Source organism: Marinithermofilum abyssi, assembly GCF_014641195.1.
Classification (GTDB): domain Bacteria; phylum Bacillota; class Bacilli; order Thermoactinomycetales; family DSM-45169; genus Marinithermofilum; species Marinithermofilum abyssi.
In genome coordinates this window covers 1-19,401 of the sequence record NZ_BMHQ01000010.1, presented here as the reverse complement: position 1 = coordinate 19,401, position 19,401 = coordinate 1, and the positions used below count along the sequence as shown (strand labels likewise).

15 protein-coding genes, 8 tRNA genes and 1 rRNA gene are annotated in these 19,401 nt (G+C 51.0%); 5 read left to right on the top strand and 19 right to left on the bottom strand.

The window, feature by feature from the left end; translation table 11 throughout:
- Positions 1 to 77: 77 nt before the first annotated feature.
- Positions 78 to 2,312 (bottom strand): heavy metal translocating P-type ATPase, encoded by a 2,235-nt coding sequence (locus tag IEW70_RS13390; protein WP_188648426.1) that lies wholly within the window; start codon positions 2,310 to 2,312, stop codon positions 78 to 80.
- A gap of 274 nt (positions 2,313 to 2,586) precedes the next feature.
- Between IEW70_RS13390 and IEW70_RS13385 the strand changes: the two genes are divergently transcribed.
- Positions 2,587 to 3,489 carry a cation diffusion facilitator family transporter gene (locus IEW70_RS13385; RefSeq protein WP_188648425.1) on the top strand — a complete coding sequence of 301 codons (903 nt, stop codon included), beginning with the start codon at positions 2,587 to 2,589 and terminating at the stop codon, positions 3,487 to 3,489.
- A 77-nt stretch (positions 3,490 to 3,566) separates the two neighbouring features.
- On the opposite strand, the gene IEW70_RS18545 is transcribed toward IEW70_RS13385, so the two are convergent.
- Entirely contained in the window at positions 3,567 to 3,644 is a 78-nt protein-coding gene (locus IEW70_RS18545; RefSeq protein WP_373285975.1) for an SHOCT domain-containing protein, read from the bottom strand.
- Between the two features lie 458 nt (positions 3,645 to 4,102).
- Here IEW70_RS18545 and IEW70_RS13375 point away from each other — a divergent pair, with 458 nt between their 5' ends.
- The 4 genes from IEW70_RS13375 to IEW70_RS18180 all read left to right on the top strand — a co-directional run bounded on the left by IEW70_RS13375 (position 4,103) and on the right by IEW70_RS18180 (position 6,661).
- Entirely contained in the window at positions 4,103 to 4,678 is a 576-nt protein-coding gene (locus tag IEW70_RS13375; RefSeq protein ID WP_188648424.1) for an RNA polymerase sigma factor, read from the top strand.
- Complete coding sequence (locus tag IEW70_RS13370) at positions 4,665 to 5,264, top strand: anti-sigma factor family protein (protein WP_188648423.1); 600 nt, start codon at positions 4,665 to 4,667, stop codon at positions 5,262 to 5,264. The genes IEW70_RS13375 and IEW70_RS13370 overlap by 14 nt, the downstream gene beginning before the upstream one ends.
- 21 nt (positions 5,265 to 5,285) lie before the next feature.
- A complete protein-coding gene (locus IEW70_RS13365; RefSeq protein ID WP_188648422.1) occupies positions 5,286 to 6,029 on the top strand; it encodes an EI24 domain-containing protein in 744 nt (247 codons plus the stop codon).
- A 506-nt stretch (positions 6,030 to 6,535) separates the two neighbouring features.
- A complete protein-coding gene (locus IEW70_RS18180; protein WP_268234878.1) occupies positions 6,536 to 6,661 on the top strand; it encodes a hypothetical protein in 126 nt (41 codons plus the stop codon).
- 193 nt (positions 6,662 to 6,854) lie between these two features.
- Here IEW70_RS18180 and IEW70_RS13355 read toward each other — a convergent pair whose 3' ends face one another.
- The 17 genes from IEW70_RS13355 to rrf all read right to left on the bottom strand — a co-directional run bounded on the left by IEW70_RS13355 (position 6,855) and on the right by rrf (position 19,393).
- The gene (locus IEW70_RS13355) at positions 6,855 to 7,322 is read right to left on the bottom strand and encodes a hypothetical protein (protein ID WP_229751991.1); all 468 of its coding nucleotides are present in this window, start codon (positions 7,320 to 7,322) and stop codon (positions 6,855 to 6,857) included.
- Positions 7,323 to 7,614: 292 nt separating this feature from the next.
- Entirely contained in the window at positions 7,615 to 9,441 is a 1,827-nt protein-coding gene (gene glmS, locus IEW70_RS13350; protein WP_188648421.1) for a glutamine--fructose-6-phosphate transaminase (isomerizing), read from the bottom strand.
- Positions 9,442 to 9,619: 178 nt separating this feature from the next.
- Positions 9,620 to 9,742 carry a hypothetical protein gene (locus tag IEW70_RS18175; RefSeq protein WP_268234877.1) on the bottom strand — a complete coding sequence of 41 codons (123 nt, stop codon included), beginning with the start codon at positions 9,740 to 9,742 and terminating at the stop codon, positions 9,620 to 9,622.
- Positions 9,743 to 9,904: 162 nt separating this feature from the next.
- Positions 9,905 to 11,260, bottom strand: a complete 1,356-nt coding sequence (glmM, locus tag IEW70_RS13345) for a phosphoglucosamine mutase (RefSeq protein WP_188648420.1) — start codon at positions 11,258 to 11,260, stop codon at positions 9,905 to 9,907.
- 24 nt (positions 11,261 to 11,284) lie between these two features.
- Positions 11,285 to 12,490 (bottom strand): CdaR family protein, encoded by a 1,206-nt coding sequence (locus tag IEW70_RS13340; protein ID WP_188648419.1) that lies wholly within the window; start codon positions 12,488 to 12,490, stop codon positions 11,285 to 11,287.
- Complete coding sequence (cdaA, locus tag IEW70_RS13335) at positions 12,483 to 13,295, bottom strand: diadenylate cyclase CdaA (protein ID WP_188648418.1); 813 nt, start codon at positions 13,293 to 13,295, stop codon at positions 12,483 to 12,485. Before cdaA ends, IEW70_RS13340 begins: the two co-directional genes overlap by 8 nt.
- Before the next feature lie 568 nt (positions 13,296 to 13,863).
- On the bottom strand, positions 13,864 to 16,650 hold the full coding sequence (gene ppc, locus IEW70_RS13330) for a phosphoenolpyruvate carboxylase (protein ID WP_188648417.1): 2,787 nt from the start codon (positions 16,648 to 16,650) through the stop codon (positions 13,864 to 13,866).
- Positions 16,651 to 17,224: 574 nt separating this feature from the next.
- Positions 17,225 to 18,136 (bottom strand): arginase, encoded by a 912-nt coding sequence (gene rocF, locus IEW70_RS13325; RefSeq protein ID WP_188648416.1) that lies wholly within the window; start codon positions 18,134 to 18,136, stop codon positions 17,225 to 17,227.
- Between the two features lie 375 nt (positions 18,137 to 18,511).
- Positions 18,512 to 18,586: transfer RNA gene (locus IEW70_RS13320), tRNA-Gly, on the bottom strand.
- 3 nt (positions 18,587 to 18,589) lie between these two features.
- Positions 18,590 to 18,665: transfer RNA gene (locus IEW70_RS13315), tRNA-Lys, on the bottom strand.
- 9 nt (positions 18,666 to 18,674) lie between these two features.
- A tRNA-Gln gene (locus IEW70_RS13310) sits at positions 18,675 to 18,749 on the bottom strand.
- 6 nt (positions 18,750 to 18,755) lie between these two features.
- A tRNA-Tyr gene (locus tag IEW70_RS13305) sits at positions 18,756 to 18,840 on the bottom strand.
- Between the two features lie 5 nt (positions 18,841 to 18,845).
- A tRNA-Val gene (locus IEW70_RS13300) sits at positions 18,846 to 18,921 on the bottom strand.
- A 27-nt stretch (positions 18,922 to 18,948) separates the two neighbouring features.
- Positions 18,949 to 19,024: transfer RNA gene (locus IEW70_RS13295), tRNA-Glu, on the bottom strand.
- Between the two features lie 4 nt (positions 19,025 to 19,028).
- Positions 19,029 to 19,104, bottom strand: a tRNA-Thr gene (locus tag IEW70_RS13290).
- A gap of 1 nt (position 19,105) precedes the next feature.
- Positions 19,106 to 19,180 (bottom strand) — tRNA-Asn (locus tag IEW70_RS13285).
- A 96-nt stretch (positions 19,181 to 19,276) separates the two neighbouring features.
- A 5S ribosomal RNA gene (gene rrf, locus IEW70_RS13280) occupies positions 19,277 to 19,393 on the bottom strand.
- Positions 19,394 to 19,401 lie beyond the last annotated feature (8 nt).

Sequence of the window (19,401 nt, the reverse complement as noted above, 5' to 3'; positions counted from 1 at the left end):
ATCATTAGATGGGATTGGTCCGGGAGCAAGTCTTAGATGGATCTTTCGGTTAGAACCGTTCTTCATTTGCGAACTCCCTACCTCATGCGAAGCAATCGCATACTGTTCAGAATCACCAGCAAGGCGGCTCCGGTATCACTCATCACAGCAATCCACAACGTCAGCCAATTGGGGAAGATCAAGGCCAAAGCAGCCAACTTGACGAGGACGGAAAACACGATGTTTTGCTTAATAATTGTCAGCGCTTTACGGCTGAGGCGAATGGTAAAGGGCAATTGCTCCAGGTTATCTGCCATGAGCACCACATCCGCCGTTTCCATAGCCGTATCGGTCCCAACCCCTCCCATGGCGATTCCCAAATCAGCGGTAGCCAGAGCCGGCGCATCGTTCATGCCGTCTCCCACCATGCCCACTTTCCAGCCCTGTTGTTGCAGATTTTTCACCGCCTGCACTTTTTCTTCCGGCAACAGCTCCGCATGGTATTGATCCAACCCGGCATCGGATGCGATTTTTCTTGCGGTGCCCTCCTGATCTCCGGTCAGCATGACTGATTGAATTCCATCCTGTTTTAGGCGACGGATGGTATCCTTACTCGTCTCTCTGATGACGTCCGAGACGGCGATGAGACCCAGAATCTCCTCATCCGTTCCGACCAACACCGGGGTGTGCCCCATACTCTGTAACGTTTCCAAATGCTTTTTCCATGCATCGAGGGGGACGTTTTTCTCTTCAAACAGCTTTTCGTTCCCCGCGTAATACACCCTTTGGTCAACAGCAGCCTGCGCTCCCTTGCCGACCAGGGTTTTGTGATCAGCACCGCCCAGTGAAGCAATCCCGCGCCGGTCGGCTTCTTCGATAATGGCTTGAGCAATGGGATGTCGGGAGTGCTCTTCAATGGTGCGGGCAATCGACAAAACCTTCTCTTCGTCCGTATCGGGGACGATGATTTGAGCTACCCGTGGTTTTCCCTCGGTCAATGTTCCTGTTTTGTCGAAGGCGATGGCTTTCAATTTGCCGGCCATCTCCAAATAGGTGCCGCCCTTAATCAACACGCCGTTTTTGGCTGCATTCCCGATCGCGGATACAATCGCCACCGGCGTGGAAATCACCAATGCACAAGGGCAGGCAATGACAAGAAGTTCCAGCCCGCGGTACAGCCACTCTTTCCATTCGCCTGCACCCAACAGTGGGGGGATGAGAGTCAACAATACAGAGGTTCCGAAAACAATCGGTGTATATACCCGGGCAAATCGGTCCATAAAGCTTTGGGTTGGAGCTTGTTTTTCCTGAGCTTCTTCCACCAGGTGGATAATCTTCGCCAAAGCAGTGTCTTGCACCAACCGGGTAACCTCTACCTCGATGGAACCCTCTTCATTTACCGAACCGGCGTAAACCTCGTCCCCGACGGCCTTATCGACAGGGATGGATTCCCCCGTAATCGGTGCCTGGTTGACACTGGTGGTTCCTGTTGTAACCCGGCCGTCTAGCGGAATCTTTTCCCCCGGCTTTATGACAATGACTTGCCCGACTTGAACTTTCTCGACCGGCTTCCGTACTAATCCCTGCTCTGTTTTGACCCAAGCCTCGCCGGGAGCCAAATCCATCAGTTCGCGAATGGAGTTTCGGGTTCGCTCCATCGTCCGGTTTTGCAGCCAATTACCCAAGGCAAACAACCAGACAACAACGGCCCCTTCCAGCCACTCCCCGATCACTACGGCCCCGATTGCGGCGCCGACCATCAACGCATTCATGTCCAGCGAACGGTTCTTTACAGCGTAATACGCGCTTCGGGCTGGTTTCCATCCGCCGATAACCATCGACACGGCATACAACATGGTGGCATATGCCGCTGTCGATGGAAAAAAGGAGGATATCCAGCCCCACAACAAAAAGAATCCGGACAGGAGCATGAGGTTGTTTTTCCACACAGAGGATTTCTTGTTGCCGACTTTGGTTCGGGAAGACAAGGCAGCTTGGTAGCCGAGCAAACGGATTTCCTTCAAAACCCCTTCCAATGTACCCCCGTGCGCGATCCGCATTTTCCCCGAAGCAAAGTGCACCTCGATGTGAGACACCCAAGGCAGGGCGCGGAAATGCTTTTCGATGCTTTTCGCACAGGAACTGCAGTCCATTCCTTCGATGTCAAATTCCACTGCGTCATCCCTAGAGGTAGATGCTGCAGCGGGCTCCTCTTGGTTGGTCGAATCAGAGCCACAGGAAGATCCCTTACTAACCGCTGTGGAACCGGAAGAAGAACAACGGGAACTGCTACAGCACGAATCGATGGGATTCTTCCCTGTCACATTCTCCATAGTCTGCATTCCTTTCTTTCGGAATTCGCCTTTCTTGTATCAGGGAAATGCATCGCACTATATTCAAAGGTTCTTTAGAATATAATATAGCATATGGCACATTTTGTTCCAATAATCAAATGAACATTTTAATATGACTTTTTCATCAGGAATTGCAAGCAAGGACCGGTACAGGACCGACAAACCCAAAAGGCGGGCTTGGTATCCAAAAAAGCCGGACGTGTTTATTATACGGATTTTGTGAAAAATCAATGGTACGAGAGGAGACTTACCCATGTACCATCACGAACACGAATATGGTCCACAACGCGAACAAAACAAGCAAGGACTGACCATCGCCTTGGCCATCACAACAGGCATTATGGTATTGGAGTTTGTTGGCGGGATTCTCACCCAAAGCTTGGCCCTTCTCTCCGATTCCGGCCATATGCTCAGCGATGCGAGTTCCCTGGCCTTCAGTCTGATCGCGATGCGGTTTGCTTCCAAACCGCCTACTCCGCAAAAAACCTATGGATTTTACCGCTTCGAGATTTTGGCGGCCCTGTTTAACGGGATCACATTGTTCGCCATTGCCGGCTTCATTGTTTGGGAAGCCATCCAGCGCTTTTTGCATCCTCCGAAGGTAGCCAGTGGTTCGATGATCGTGATCGCCGCGCTGGGTTTGACAGCCAACCTGGCAAGTGCATGGATATTGCTCAAAAAGGGGGATGTAAATGAAAACGTAAATGTGCGCAGTGCGTACTTACATGTTCTCGGAGATGCTCTCGGTTCCGTCGGAGCGATTGCCGCCGGCTTGCTGATGCTCGGATTCTCGTGGTATGTGGCTGATCCTGTGATCAGTCTGTTTGTTGCTGTACTGATTTTAAAAAGTGCATGGGGCGTCCTATCCCATGCCATCCATATTTTGATGGAGGGAACACCGACCGGCATCGATCAGACAGAAGTCAGGCAGACCCTGCTCTCCATCCCCGGCGTCCTGGATATCCACGATTTGCATATTTGGACCATCACTTCCGGTTTGAACTCCTTAAGCTGCCACCTTCTCGTCCAAGAGGATCAGGATGAACAAGAAATACTGCAACAAGCGATTCAAAAAGTGGAAGAACAGTTTCACATCAAACATGCAACGATTCAAGTAGAAAAATCCGATTGGAACCACGAGAAATTAGATATATGAGCACACCTCTTTGAAGGTGTTTACGGAGAAAATAAAAAGGGCCTTGCTTGCCCCGAACGCAAGCAAGGCCAGACTTGCTACTCTTTCAGTTTGCGCTTTTTTGCTTTAAATTCCTCTTCGCTGATCTTCCCGCGCGCAAACCATTCCCGGAGGATTTCCAGTCAGTTCACGGGGAAGGAAGCATGTACGGTTTTGTCACGCCAGATCCCTCTCTCGTTCCCAGACCTGGTACCAATAACTACAGGTGGGTACTTAAAACGCTCCGCATATGTGAAAATACGTGTGAAGAAATGACCAAGATGTTGCTGTCCGTTCCCTTTGGAAGGGATATCGAATGCCCCGCTCGGCCAATTCTTTTGCGGTTTGCAACCCAATGCCCCGGTTGGCACCTTGCCTGTGGCGTCAAATTTCATCCCGTACCGTTTTTGTGATGGTAATATTATTGAGGTACGGGCTGCTCTGAACTTTAAGTCAACGTTTGTATTTTCATTTCATCAGTCGTGGCGGGAAATCTGGTAATAAGGGAATTTTTTTCGGAAGGATCCGTTCCCGATGAAATAATAAACCGGTTTCCGTCGTCTAAATAAGTAAAAACAGAAAAGGTGTGGAGTTGGTGGAACGGGAACTGGAACGGGCCAAAAACGGGGATCCGGAAGCGTTCTCCGACATTGTCCGGTCCCATCAACATCGTGTGTACAACCTGGCTCTCAAGATGTTGCGGGATCCCGACGAGGCGAAAGATGCGACTCAGGATATCTTCATCAAGATCCACTCCAGCTTAAAGAACTTCCGTCATTCATCGAGGCTGCCCACCTGGGTTTACCGGGTTGCTACCAATCATTTGTTGGATCAGCTTCGCCGGGCGAAGCGGGAACGGACACGACGTATAAACCAACCCTGGAAAGAAGTTGCACATATACGAAACGACCCACGGGCAGAGGATCCGGCTGTTGTCGTAAATCAGGAGGAAGTCCGGCAAATCGTCAGGGAAGCGGTCGATGAGTTGCCGGATCTGTACCGTACGGTGATTGTGTTGCATTATCAACAAGGGCTTTCCTATCAGGAAATCGCGGAGATTCTCGGGGTTTCCGCACGGACGGTGGGGACACGGATTCACCGGGCGAAAGCCCGTCTTCGCAGCTGGCTCGATCCGATTTGGAGAGGAGGGAAGATCGATGGAGGGAAATAAACATTGCGATCGTCTCCGACCGCACCTGGATGCCTTTTTAAATGACGAATTAAAGGCCGAAATCCGTGAACAGATAGCGGAACACCTCGACGTGTGCGAAGATTGCAGGAAACAATGCGAAGAAATGCGGTTTCTTGACAACGTCCTATTCTCGGCATTGTCGATGGAATCATCGCCTCCGGGTTTGACAGAGGAAATTCTACGGCGTTCGGACCTGATACGAGAAAACCCTCCCGAAAGGGATATGGTCCGGAGGGATCTTCTGCCGGGAATGTTGGGAAGCGGTATGGTTTCGGTGTTGACCCTGCTTTTGGGGGTGATCCTCTGGTCCGGTTTTTTGGAACTATCCGGGATGCTTGATCCCTTGGAGGATGCGATCGTTCCATGGTTTTTGCAACCGGTGGCCGGATTTTGGGAGGTCTCCCCCCTCGTTTGGGAAAGCATGGGGGCAAAAATGTCTCTGGATGCTTTGGGACCATGGATTCAATGGGTGGCTTCTTTGACACCGATCGGTGGGGTAGGATTTGCGATCATTTGTATGCTGGTCACAGTCCCTTTCTGGTGGAGGACGGTCAAGGCAACCTAAGCAAAGTAAGGAGGAAATATTGTGAATCGATGGATTTCAGGGTTGTTGATCCTTGTTTTGGCGGCCGGTTTATTGTTGGGGTTTAGTTTCTTGGAACGGGGCTCGTTGGCCCATCATGTGTTTGGAACAGTAGCCCCGCATGGGGACGGTTCCTTCGGTTGGCACGGTTGGACGGGAAAGCACGGCATGCCGGATGAAGGCATGAAGAATTCGCATTTCCATGGACATGCGGCCGGGGATTGGAATCACGGAAGAAGGGGAGGAATGGGCTCCGTGGCCGCGTGGATTCCCACATTGATCGGAATAATCTCCCTGGTGGTACTCGCTGATGCGTTTTTGCGGCGGGAATTGGACCAGACACAGGAACATGTGACGACGGCTCCGTGGAAATCGCTTTGGATGGGTTTTTTGACGGTGTTGATTACCGCGGCAGTGTCGTTTTTGCTTGGCATATCCATCGTGGGGATTCCGGTCGTCTTAGCTCTCATGGTGGGCCTGATGATTGCGATCGGCATCGGATTCGCCACCTTGGCGATCCATGCCGGAACCCTCGTTTCGGAACGCTTGAATTGGTTGACTGATGCGCGCTGGAAAACACTGATTCTGGGGGCTGTTTTGTTGGCCCACCTGGCTTGGGTTCCGGCGGTGGGGTGGTTGGTGCTTACGGGCATCTTTCTGACCGGCTTGGGTGGAGTAATGATGCATTGGGTTCCGCGCTTGAGGGAACGGTGGAGAACATGGCGTAAAAAACGGAGGAACCGCTGAAGAAAGGGGCAGTCGGTTCCCGAGAACCACCATAGTTAGACCGGAAACGTAAAAAAGAGTACCTAATGTGAAAAACCGCCTTCAACCCTTGATATGAGAGGGGAGAGGGCGATTTTTGTAAAATAAATGGCCATTTAGGGGTAGGAACAGCGCCACCATTGTGGCGTCAAAGTGTTAGATCTAACAGCTCAATCATAATATCCATAGTATTTTCACCGATTTAAACAGGACTCCGACTGAGATATAAAAGGAATAACATAGGTACATTAAAGGTATTCCAATAAAAATAAACCCAACAAGCTGTTTGGGATTGCGTAGAAAAAAGCGTTTTTGGCTCATTTCCAAAAGAAAATGGTGCAACAGGAAGTGTTAAAAAGGCTCCAATTCGATTACTGATAGCCCAATACTTGTCCCTTAGCCAAGTGATGTCACCACTTAAACCTAAGTATTTGAATGGAAAGGAAGGGAGAGAGTTACAACGCCTAATCAATTTGGAAGGTGCCATCGTGTTTCTGGAAGATGATGAAGAGGTGTACCCCGAGATGTTTGATCGGTATCTCCAATCACGGATTCATGACGGCCATGATCGGGTAAATATCCGGGTCGTAACGTGTATGAACAGCTTTGTTTAATACGAGATCAAATGCCGAGCGTTTTATTTTAACAGCCAAGATCATTTCCTGATCTTCTTTGGTTCCCCATCCAGAACGATACATCACATCAATCCAACTTATACCCATTATGAATAGCAAAATGTCCAATGGAAGGACGATAACATGTCTCCCAAATAAATTATTCCCCAGCTTTTTACCCCTATGAGCAAGTTTAATCTGAACCAAAAAATGGTTTGAAATAATCCTCCCCATTAATTATCCAGTATCTTTGTTCTCGCGGAACCTTATCTAAGAAATTTTTGTATACTCCTAACCAACCCTCAGGTACATAATTTTCAAATGAAGCTGGTTCGGGGAATAAGGAGTATAGCTGTTGATGATCAAAATCAACCAGCAAGGACGGACAATAATCACTTATATCATCCCAATGATTTACGTTTTTCAACTTCAAGATCATTTTGCTCAGTTCCTTACTTTCCACGCGATACTCTTCTATGTACTGTAAAAATTCCTTTGCAGTTGTCTCATCTAAAACATCAATTCCAAATCGCTCGGATCCATCTCCTAAATCGTGATGGCCATAGCCCAAATCAATAAACGCATTTTTCTGTTTTACTTTATCTAAAAACCACCAGTCCTTTTCAGTTACATACCAATGCCAATCCCTTTTATATATCACACCAACATTATATTTTGAGCATATTCGGATTGTATTAACATCTTTTCCTCCTCAGCTTCTGCGGTATATTGTTTGGGCCAATCGAAATTGTAGTTAGTAACCTCAACAGATCTCATGTCACACCAACCTTTTGTGAAACTCCATTGGGCGCAAAACTTAACTTCTCCCTTTTATTTCCATAAGAAATGCACCCCTTTTGATTTTTAAGTAGTTCGTTCTCACAGGGGTTTTTCCTGTGTCTACTTTAAGGGGTGCAGTTCACGATCAGTAAAACTCAATCTATTCTATTCTCTTACTCCACCGTCACACTCTTGGCCAGGTTCCGCGGTTTATCCACGTTCAGGCCGCGGGCGACGCTGGTGTAGTAGGCCAACAGTTGCAACGGGATAACCGCCACCACCGGAGTGAAGAGCGGCAGGGTTTGCGGGATGGTGAAGACTTCATCCACGGATTTGGTCAGCTCGGTGTCTCCGTCTTGAGCAAGACCGAGGACATGAGCGCCACGTGCTTTCACTTCGATGATGTTGGACACCATTTTGTCGAAGATGTCTTGTTGGGTGGCCAGTGCGATTACCGGAATCCCCTCTTCGATCAGGGCCAGGGTCCCGTGTTTCAGTTCACCGGCAGCATAGGCTTCGGAATGAATGTAGGAGATCTCCTTCAACTTGAGGGAGCCTTCCATCACCACCGCATGATCCAGACCGCGTCCGATGAAGAACAGGTTGTCGTGGTTTTTGATCTGCTCGGCAAATTGTTTGATGGTATCTGCATCGCTCAGGGCGTTGTCCACTTTTTCCGGCAGACGGAGAAGCTCTTCAGTCGCTTCTTTCAGCTGCGCCTCGCTCCGGGTACCCCGAATGCGGGCCAGATACAGGCCGAAGAGGTAGATGGCGATTAGCTGAGACGTGTAGGCTTTGGTGGAAGCCACTGCGATTTCCGGTCCGGCCCAGGTCATGAGCACCTCGTCCGCTTCCCGAGCGACGGAGCTGCCAACCACATTGGTAATCCCCAGCACTTTGGCGCCCGCTTTTTGCGCTTCCCGCAGAGCGGCCAAGGTATCCGCCGTCTCACCGGACTGGCTGACGACGACAACAAGGGTGGACGGAGTGATGATCGGGTTGCGGTAACGGTATTCGGAAGCCACATCCACTTCCACCGGAATCCGGGCCAGCCGTTCTACGACGGCTTTTCCGATCAGCCCGGCGTGATAAGCGGTACCGCACGCCACAAAATGAATCCGGTCGATGCCGTTTAACTCTTCCGCTGTGAGGGAGATTTCCTGGGACAGGTCCACAATCCCCTCTTTGATGCGTCCGGCCAGGGTGTCACGGATCGCCTTGGGCTGCTCATGAATCTCTTTCAGCATGAAGTGTTCGTAGCCGCCTTTTTCCGCGGTGACGGCATCCCACTTCACATGGAGCATCTCCCGCTGAACCGGTTCGCCGTCCGTGGTGAACAGCTCCACGCCGTCCCGGGTAATGACGGCCATTTCGCCGTCTTCCAGCACGTATACATTACGGGTGTGATCCAGGATCGCCGGGATGTCGGAGGCGATGAAGTTTTCCCCTTCCCCCACACCGACGATCAAGGGACTGGCCAAGCGGACTGCCACCATTTTATCCGGCTCTTGAACATGAATGACACCCAGAGCATAAGCCCCTTCCATCCGTTTCACCGCGTTGCGGACGGTGGACACCAGGTCCCCATCGTACAAGTCGGCCAACAGATGGGCGATCACTTCGGTGTCCGTTTCCGAAGAGAAGGTGTATCCTTTGGCAGCCAGCTCTTCTTTCAATTCGAGATAGTTCTCGATAATCCCGTTATGAACCACCGCAAATTGCTGTTTGGCGTCCACATGGGGATGCGAGTTTTCATCGGAAGGCTTGCCGTGCGTAGCCCAGCGGGTATGGCCGATACCCAACTGTCCCGGCAGCGGATGGGAACCCAGCGCTTCTTCCAGAGAAGCCAGCGGTCCTTCCTTTTTTTCTACGTCCAGTTTTTCGCCGTTATGAACAGCCAAGCCTGCGGAATCGTACCCGCGATACTCCAGCTTACGCAAACCTTCCAGCAAAATGTTTTGAGCCGCTTTAGGCCCGATATATCCTACAATACCGCACATTGGTTTCAAAACCCCCTAAAACATTACGGGCACGCCGCTCATCTCTCTTTTTCTTTTGGTGAAAGCGGCGCCCCTGTGGTGTATGATCTTTGGCTCCGCTTTCTTATGAAGTACTCTCGTTGTCCGATCGTCCCTTACCATGCCTGGATGCATCGTGCCGAAGCTTTTGTAGAACGGGTCACCCCGTCCCTTTGTGCCCCGGCTCCTCGGCTCCGATGCGAGCCGGGAGGTATCCGCCGAATCCTCGATAAACCTCCACCTCGTCAACTGCGGCCCCACCGCAGTCCTGGCGCTTTTCCAACCGTTCTGAATCCCTCGTCGCAAAACCCTTATTTTTCCAGAACCACCTCCTTAACAATCACATATTACTATGCTATTCAAGTGATCCGTTTTTGTAAAGGGCAAAAAAGCGAAAACAGCCGGAGCCGTGCTCCGGCCATTTACCGCGTATCTTCTCTTCCTTTTAATCTTCACCAATCTCCGCCCGAATCACGTTAGCAATGCTGTCTACATACTGCTTCAGTACTGCTTCATCCGGACCTTCTGCCATCACGCGAATCAATGGCTCCGTGCCGGAAGGACGAACCAACACCCGGCCGTCAGAACCGAGAGCGGCTTCCACTTCCTTGATTTTCCCAGTGATCGCTTCGTTCTGATCCCAGCCTTCTTTCTCCTTGACCCGGACATTGACCAGGATCTGCGGATACTTGGTCATCATCTGGGCCAGCTGGCTCAGGGTAACCCCTTTCTCCTTCACCACCTGCAGCAATTGCAATGCTGTCAGCATGCCGTCTCCGGTGGTATTGTGGTCCAGGAAGATGATGTGACCCGATTGTTCGCCTCCGAGATTGAAGCCGCCTTCCCGCATCGCTTCCATCACGTAACGGTCGCCCACTTTGGTCTGTTTGGCAGCGATCTGCATCGATTCCAACGCCTTGTAGAGGCCGATATTGCTCATCACGGTGGTGACCACCGTATCGCCTTTTAACTCACCGGCCTCTTTCATGAAGCTACCGCAAATACACAGCACATGGTCACCATCCACCAGGTTGCCTTGCTCATCCACGGCGATCAGGCGGTCGGCATCCCCGTCAAAGGCGATTCCCAGATGGGCCTGCCGCTGTACCACCTGTTGCTGAAGCTGCTCAGGGTGAGTGGAGCCGCAATCGACGTTGATATTCGTTCCGTCCGGATCATCGTAGAGAGCGGTTACGTCAGCACCCAAATCCCGCAACAGCTGGGGGGCCAATTTGGAAGCAGCTCCATTGGCGCAATCCACTACAATGTGCATGCCGCACAAATCTGTTTGGATGGTGGATTTCAGATGGGAAAGATAGCGTTGATACGCATCAAAACGATCCTCCACCCGGCCGATTTCAGCTCCGATTGGACGGGGAAGCTGATCTTCCGGTTCATCCAAAAGAGATTCGATTTCCTCTTCCATTTCGTCCAGCAGTTTAAAACCGTCTGCGCCAAAAAATTTGATTCCATTATCTTCAAAAGGATTGTGAGAGGCTGAAATCATTACACCGGCGCTGGCATCCAAGTCACGTGTTAAATAGGCAACACCCGGCGTGGATATTACACCTAGTCGAATCACATCCACACCGATGGACAACATGCCTGCGATGATAGCAGATTCCAACATCTCACCGGACAGCCGGGTATCTCGGCCGATCACCACCCGGGGACGTACCTCCGCGCCCGCTTTTTTCGTCAGGACAAAAGCGCCGGCACGCCCCAGTCGGTAAGCCAATTCCGGGGTCAGATCCCGGTTGGCTACTCCGCGGATCCCGTCCGTTCCGAAATATTTACCCATGATTCTCCTCCTCAAAATCCCTGTCTATCGCGTCAATTGCACCTTCGCTTTCAAATCCAAGTCCCCGCTGAGACGAATGTAGTTCGGAAGACTCACCTGTATCGGTACTTCCTGTACGTCTGTAGATAGCTTTCCGGCGTCGATATAGGCTTCTATATCCCCGCGATCTACATTTTCCAGCAAAGAAGGTGCACCAAACAGTGTCAGATCCACTTTTTGGGTTGCAGGTTGGATAAAACCAACCTGTTCCCCCTCTTCCAGGCCGTTGATTTTGATCGGAACATCGTCGATCTTTTTCGTTTCTCCCTTGACGATGTCCACAGCGATTTCCACACTTTCCGGTTCCACTTTGACTGCGTCTCCCCGAATCGGCAACGGCAGTTCATACGTGCGGTCCTTATTGGCATCGGACAAATCCAGCTTCGGCCCCAGGTAATAATCCAGCCCCAGTACATATGCCTTGGGCCCGTATACGGTGACTTCATCCACATTGGGGGAAATACTTTGCACCGCATAGCCAGCGGGAGGATATTTGCCGATATCCACTTTCAAAGGAACCACCGCATTGGGGCTGGCTATTGGAACCTTGACGTCGACCACCTCCGGCTTGACGTCTGCTTCTTCCAACAAGCCGTTTTCCCCGTATACTTGTAACGAGACCGATTTGGATATGGTTTCTTTGGCTCCCTCGACGTTCACCACGGCTTTCACTGCCGTCACTTCATCCAAGAGAGACTCCGATCCCTGGATCAGCACTTTCATCGGCTGAACGATGGGTTCACCCACCTTATAGTCGGGATGCGGCTTTCCAATTACATCCACTTCTACCGGCATTTCTTTCTGCTGCTTTTCTTCCATGACCACATCGACTTTGGCCGGGCGTGCTTCCACCTCTACGCCGCGAAGTCCTTCCACACGTACGGGGACATTTTTATGCACGCCGGCGCCCATTTTGGTCAAATCGACATACGCTTTGTATCGTTCCGGAGAGACCATGTTCATGGCAAACCGGTCTCCGCGCAGGGACAAATCCACCGTCTGCGGCATCTTGATCACATCATACCGATCGTGATCATACCGCGCTTCCAACGTCACATTTCGGATCGTGGTGGAAGCTTCCCGCTCCCGGGGGAGAGTCAAAGTGGCATCGTTGACGGACAGCCACAACATAACGGCTAAGCAAAGCGCGATCAATTTGATCATATTGTTATTTTGCAGCCACTTATCCATCTTTCTCCCCCTTTTTCAACCAGAAGCTGTTGTTTTTTGCAGGGGGTTTTAGCTCTTCGTAAAGCCGGGACAACAGCTCTTCCTCAGAAAGCCCCCGTTCCAACTGACCTTGGATGGCCAGGGAGATCTGTCCCGTCTCTTCCGAAACAATGATGCACAGCGCATCAGATACCTCGCTCATTCCCATGCCTGCTCGGTGTCGGGTCCCCAGCTCTTTACTGATAAAGGGATTTTCCGACAGAGGCAGATAACAGCCCGCAGCCATAATTCGGTTGTGACGTATAATGACAGCACCATCATGCAACGGGGTATTCGGCAGGAAGATATTGATCAGCAGTTCCGAACCCAATTTGGATTCCAACTGAATGCCGGTCTCAATATAATCCGACAGCCCCGTTCGCCGCTCGATCACCAAGAGAGCCCCGATTCGGCGTTTAGCCAGATGGGAGACCGCCTTAATAATTTCGCCAACCGTTTTGGTGAGCACTTGTTCATCAAGCTGCACACTGCGGCTGAAAAAGCCGCCGCGCCCCAACTGCTCCAGAGCCCGCCGCAACTCTGGCTGGAAAATGATCAGCACCACAATCACGCCGACAGAAAACAGGTTTTCCATCAGCCATTGCAAGGTGGACAATCGAAAAAAGCTCGCAATCATCCAAACGGCGATCACCACGGAAATCCCTTTGAGCAGTTGGACGGCACGGGTTCCCCGCAGCAACAGCAGCAATTTATAGATGACATAGCTCACTATGAGTATGTCGACAATGTCGCTGACATATTGGGTTACTCCATCCAGTACATCCATTGAGCCCCTCCATCAGTCCGTTCCTTCTCTCATGTAGTATGCTACCAGTCTGCCGCCCGAAATTCCTCCCTCACTTTCATTATGCGATATCTGGCGAAAAAATGAAATGCCCTACAGTGAGGAAGCCAAACGGTTGCGTAAAGCCTCTCTTCCCCCGATGCACCCGCGTCTTGACCGGCGTCACAGGAAGATGTAAGGTCCATCCGATCGTAGCCAAAGGCAGTTGGTTCATATCACGCAGCATTATCACAGACTTGACGCTAATGAATCTCCCCGTGCAATTCTGGCTTAAAAGTTCGATGATACCCATCGCCCTCCCCTTCCTTGCCGCCCATGGTGAGACCTCGCCTGATCTGTCCTTGATATCCTGCATTCCCAAAGAGAAGAGGCCTCCTGAAACAGGAGACCTTTACTCGTTACGGTGATCCAGCTCCTCACCTTTACTCCTTTTCCTTGTTAGGAAAATATTTCGTTTATAAAGGTATCAGCGGATCATTCATTAAAAAACTACATTCTTTTGCAAATTTCGGCGAGTCCCCGGCATTTTACTTCCTATCGGGTCTTTCATTTATCCTGTATTGCGTAAGCCAGCAGCAATCCCGTTGATGGTCAAAAGTACATCTTCCAGTTGTTCAGGATGCGGATCTCCCGCTTCCGTGCGTCGGGCACCCAGCAGATGTACTTGGATAAAGCTGAGAGGATCCACATACGGATTGCGCAAACGGATAGACTCTTGAATCACCGGGATATGATCCAGAATCTCTTCCTGACCGGTGATCGCCAACACGCTTTCCCGGGTCCGCCGGTATTCTTCTTCGATCGTTCGATAAATCCGATCCCGAACCTCCGGGTCCGTAGCCAATGTGGAATATTCTTTTGCAATCACGAAATCCGCCTTGGCGAGAGCCATCTGGAGATTGTCCACCAGTGAGCGGAAATAAGGCCACTCCTGATACATCCGTTGCAATGTTTTCAAACCATCCGGACTTGCCTCTGCAAACCCGGCCAGGCCCGTGCCTGCTGCGTACCAAGCGGGGAATAGATTGCGGCTTTGCGTCCAAGAGAACACCCATGGAATCGCCCGCAGGTTTTCAAAGGCTCGGCTGTTTTTACGGCGTGTCGGGCGGGAACCGATTTTCAGCTCCCCGATTTCCGGCAAGGGAGTGGCTTCGTTAAAAAAGTCGAGGAAGCCGGGATCATCGAACACCAGTTGTTGGTATTTTTTCAGGGAAGCCTCGGAGACCTTTTCCATCACATCGGTCCATTCCGGGTTCGGCTCAGCGATCTCTCCGGTAAATATGGAAGCGGCAGATGTCAACAGAGCTGAAGTCGCTTGCTCCAGGCTCCGGTAGGCGATAGGTTTCAGTGCATACCGGGAAGATAACACTTCCCCCTGCTCTGTGATCTTTACGCCGCCTGCCAAGGTTTCCGGCGGCTGTGCCATGATGCTTTGGTTAAGCGGCCCGCCACCACGGCCCAACGCTCCGCCACGTCCATGGAAGAAACGAACATGCAGCCCGTATTTTTGCGACAAGCGAAACAGATCTTTTTGTGCCCGGAAAAGTTCCCAGTTGGCCGTTAGCATGCCGCCGTCCTTGTTGCTGTCGGAATAGCCGAGCATAATCTCCTGCACTTTGCGTCCGCCTATCTCGACTGGCACATAGCAAGGATGCTGATAGAAGTTCTCCATGATTTCCCGGGCATGATGCAGATCGTCGATGGTTTCCAACAAGGGGACTACATGCAGTTCCGATGTTTTCTGTTTCCCATGAAGACGATACAGCCCCACTTCTTTTGCAAACAACACCACTTCCAGCAAATCGCTGGTTCCCTGGGTCATGGAAATCAAATAGTTACGGATCACATCCTGACCAAACTCTTTTTTCGCCCGTGCGATTGTTTGGAACAGGTGTAAGGTTTCCCGCGTTCCTTCAGAGAACTCCATAAAGGAAGAGGTAAGCGGGCGTGGATCCGCCAACAGCTCCGTTAACAGCTTGACTTTCTCCTTTTCACCCAGCTGATCATACCGCTCCACAATACCCAGGTTGGCCAGGATTTCGGTCAGGGCGCTTTCGTGTTCGCCGCTATCCTGCCGAATATCCAGAGTGACCAAGTGAAACCCGAACAATTCCACCTGGCGGATCAACAGAGCCAGCTCGCCGTCTGCAATGGCATGGGCGTGGTGGGTGCGCAGGCTGCGATCAATCATCTGGAGATCCTGTAAGAACTGCCGCGCATCGGCATAATAGCCCCGCTCCTTATGACCTTTTCGTGTATGACGAAGGCGGGCTAACATATAGGTGCATTTCCGGCGATACGGTTCATCCTCGTTGCGCCATTCCCCTTCTCCGATATCCCCCAGAGTCACTTCCTGCTCATCCGCTTTCAGGGACTGCAAGAGTTCATGCGTCACTTGTACAATGCGGGTAGAATGACTCAGCTTTTGAATAAGGGAGTACAAGGACTGTTCGTATTTATAAATCACCAGTTCCCGTTGCATTTCCAACGTCCGCCATGTCACGTCATGGGTAACAGAAGGGTTGCCGTCCCGGTCTCCCCCAATCCACGAACCAAAACGGAGATAGCAGGGAACATGCCAATCCCGTTCCGGATAGTGACGATGAAGGGAATGTTCCAGCTCTCTGTGAACTTCCGGCACGACCTCGAATAAGGTTTCATCCAAGTAGTAGAGCCCGTTGCGCACTTCATCGATTACGGTGGGCTTTCGTTGGCGCAGTTCATGGGTTTGCCAAAGGGTAAGAACCTCCGCCCGCAATTCCTCTCGAATCTGATCGCGTTCCTGTTCCGTCAGAAGCGTATCATCCAGCTTCGCCATTTTTTCAGCGATCCGATGGTGAATATCCAAAATGGTACGCCGTACCGCTTCCGTCGGGTGGGCTGTGATGACTAACTCCAAGTACAACTGATCCAGGAGCTCCTCTACTTGATCCGCGGTCAACCCTTGGGCTTTTAATGCCCGAACAGCACTTTCAATGGAGTGCGGTTGCGGCTCACCCTCCTTGGCTCTGCGATACTCCCGATGTCGGCGAACCCGATGATTCTGTTCGGCGATGTTGACCAGCTGAAAATAGAGAGCAAATGCACGAATCACATCCCGCCGCATCTCAGGAGTAAGCTGCCGGATCAGTGCTTTACACTCCTCCAGCCTCTCGGGTCGACAGGAAGTACGCAACTCCTTGGTCATCTCTCTGATTCTTTCTACATGATCCAAGAGAGCCTGTCCTCCCTGCATTACCAACACTTCGCCCAAAATGTTCCCCAGAAAGCGAACATCTTTACGTAAAGGATGGTCTTTCTCCAATTCCTGAGTACGCGCAGTTTGCTGTTGACGCATGTATCACATCACCTCTCACACGGAAATATTCAAAAATAAGATGGAAACAAATGTTTCGATTTTTTTCTCTTGTTGGAACATATTGCTTATTCACAAGGGGTTTTTACGGAAAGAAGCCGAGAGAGGTGGAAAAAGGGATTTAAAGTATTGTAACAGATATCTTGAGATAGGAAAATCCCGTTGGAAAAGTGTAAAAAGTATTGACCTCTGTATTTTTATACATTACCCTTATTTTATCATAGAAAAACCGCCGGACAATCCCAAGTTCTTTCCAATCAAAAAAGGGCCATCGCCTGACCAGCGAATAGCCCTGGATTCTCGTGAATCATTTCATCACTTGATACCTATTCAACGTCCATCTCCGGCTCATTGTAATGCAGAAGGATGTATCCACTTTTCATTACCTGACCCATGCCGCTGACCACGGCATCAACCCATCCTTCACAAAAAGACCGGTTCCCTAAGCAATTGAAAGGTGCGTTATTACGGATATGGACGTGCAAGGTTGTCCGGCGCTTCCTTTCACTCCAAAATCCCTTCAACGGTTCCAGTTGCTTGGAATCCGTTTTTTATTTTAAAGTACTTTCTCGCCAAAAACGGATCCGATCAAGGCTACAGCTACTTTGGCGGTGCGGTTGCTGGAATCGAGAATCGGGTTTACCTCGACAAATTCGGCAGAAGTCAGTACATTCGCCTCCGCCAGCATTTCCATAGCCAAGTGACTTTCCCGGTATGTCAAACCACCGGCGACGGGGGTTCCAACACCCGGACAGTCATTGGGATCCAACCCATCCAAGTCCAGGCTGAGATGGACTCCGTCCGTACCATTGGTCACGATATTCAGGGTTTCCTCCATCACAGCACCCATTCCCATACGATCCACGTCGTGCATGGTAAAAACGCGAATGCCCTGCTTCCTAATAAGCTCTTTCTCACCCGGATCCAATTCACGAGCGCCGATGATGACCACATTCTCGGGCTTGATCTTTGGTGCATAGCCTGCACACTGCACCAGGTCCGGATGCCCGAACCCGAGAGAAGCCGCTAGAGACATGCCGTGGATATTCCCCGATGGGCTTGTTTCAGCCGTGTTCAGGTCGCCATGCGCATCAAACCAGATCACACCCATTTGTCGATGGTGCTTCGCCAAGCCGGCAATGGAACCGATGGCGATACTGTGATCTCCGCCCAACACCAAAGGAAAGCGGCCGTTGTCCTTGATTGTGGATACTTCCTGGGCTAACTGTTCACTCACAGTAGTGATTTCGCGAAGATATTTCAGCTGTTGATCGCCCTCTTCATGAGACTCCGGTGTGGGGACATGCAAGTTGCCTCGATCCTCCACTTGATAGCCTAACCCAGTCAACTTTTCCTTTACAGAAGCATATCGGATCGCACTGGGCCCCATATCGACTCCGCGACGTCCAGCACCAAGGTCCATGGGCACACCCACAATGGAAATCGGTTGTTTGGTTTGTGCAGTCATTCGTTCTACCCCCGTCTTCCTTCGCGAGTGATTTCGCTTGTTAACGCTTTTTATTGTAGCATACACCGTCGGTTCCTTTTGGGGTAACGAGATGAGCTGTCCTTTGCAGTTTGCATAATTATCATTCTCCAACAAGACACTCCCCATCCTCACAGGTCTTTCCAACCGCCCTAGAAAAGAACGACATCGACAAAACCACCGAACCGTACGCATTTTTCTAGATTGTTAAAAACACCATCCAGATGGCCATAAACATCGGATCCCTTTCCAACAAAGGCACTTGGTGAATAGGTAATCAAGGCGGTTTATAAAAAATTTTTTATATTCCCGATTCAGCACAAAAGAAAAAAGCTCTCTTACGAGAGCTTCTTTGTTTGGAGCGGAAGACGGGATTCGAACCCGCGACCCCCGCCTTGGCAAGGCGGTGCTCTACCCCTGAGCCACTTCCGCATATGGTGAGCCATCCAGGATTCGAACCTGGGACACCCTGATTAAAAGTCAGGTGCTCTGCCAACTGAGCTAATGGCTCATATAAATTTGGCTGGGGAGGTAGGGATCGAACCTACGCATCACGGAGTCAAAGTCCGTTGCCTTACCACTTGGCTACTCCCCATCAAGATGGTGGAGGGAGTAGGATTCGAACCTACGAAGGCAGAGCCGGCAGATTTACAGTCTGCTGCGTTTGGCCACTTCGCTATCCCTCCACAAGTGGTGGACGGTGCAGGGCTCGAACCTGCGACCCCCTGCTTGTAAGGCAGGTGCTCTCCCAGCTGAGCTAACCGTCCATGATGTGAGCGCCGTAAGGCGCTGTATGGTGACCCGTAGGGGATTCGAACCCCTGCATGCCAGCGTGAAAGGCTGGTGTGTTAACCGCTTCACCAACGGGCCTTGATGGAGCTCCCAACCAGACTCGAACTGGTGACCTCTTCCTTACCATGGAAGCGCTCTACCGACTGAGCTATGGGAGCATGGCTCCTCAGGCAGGACTCGAACCTGCAACCTACCGGTTAACAGCCGGGCGCTCTACCATTGAGCTACTGAGGATTATTGCGTTCCGTTTTTCAACGGACAAGGTATATTATATATCGTACTGCTGTACTTTGCAACAGGTATTTTCTTCCGCTCCGTATGGAGCAGGATGCCTGGCAACGTCCTACTCTCCCAAGGGGTCTCCCCCTCAGTACCATCGGCGCTGGAGGGCTTAACTTCCGTGTTCGGTATGGGAACGGGTGGTTCCCCTCCGCTATCATCACCAGACATCTTTC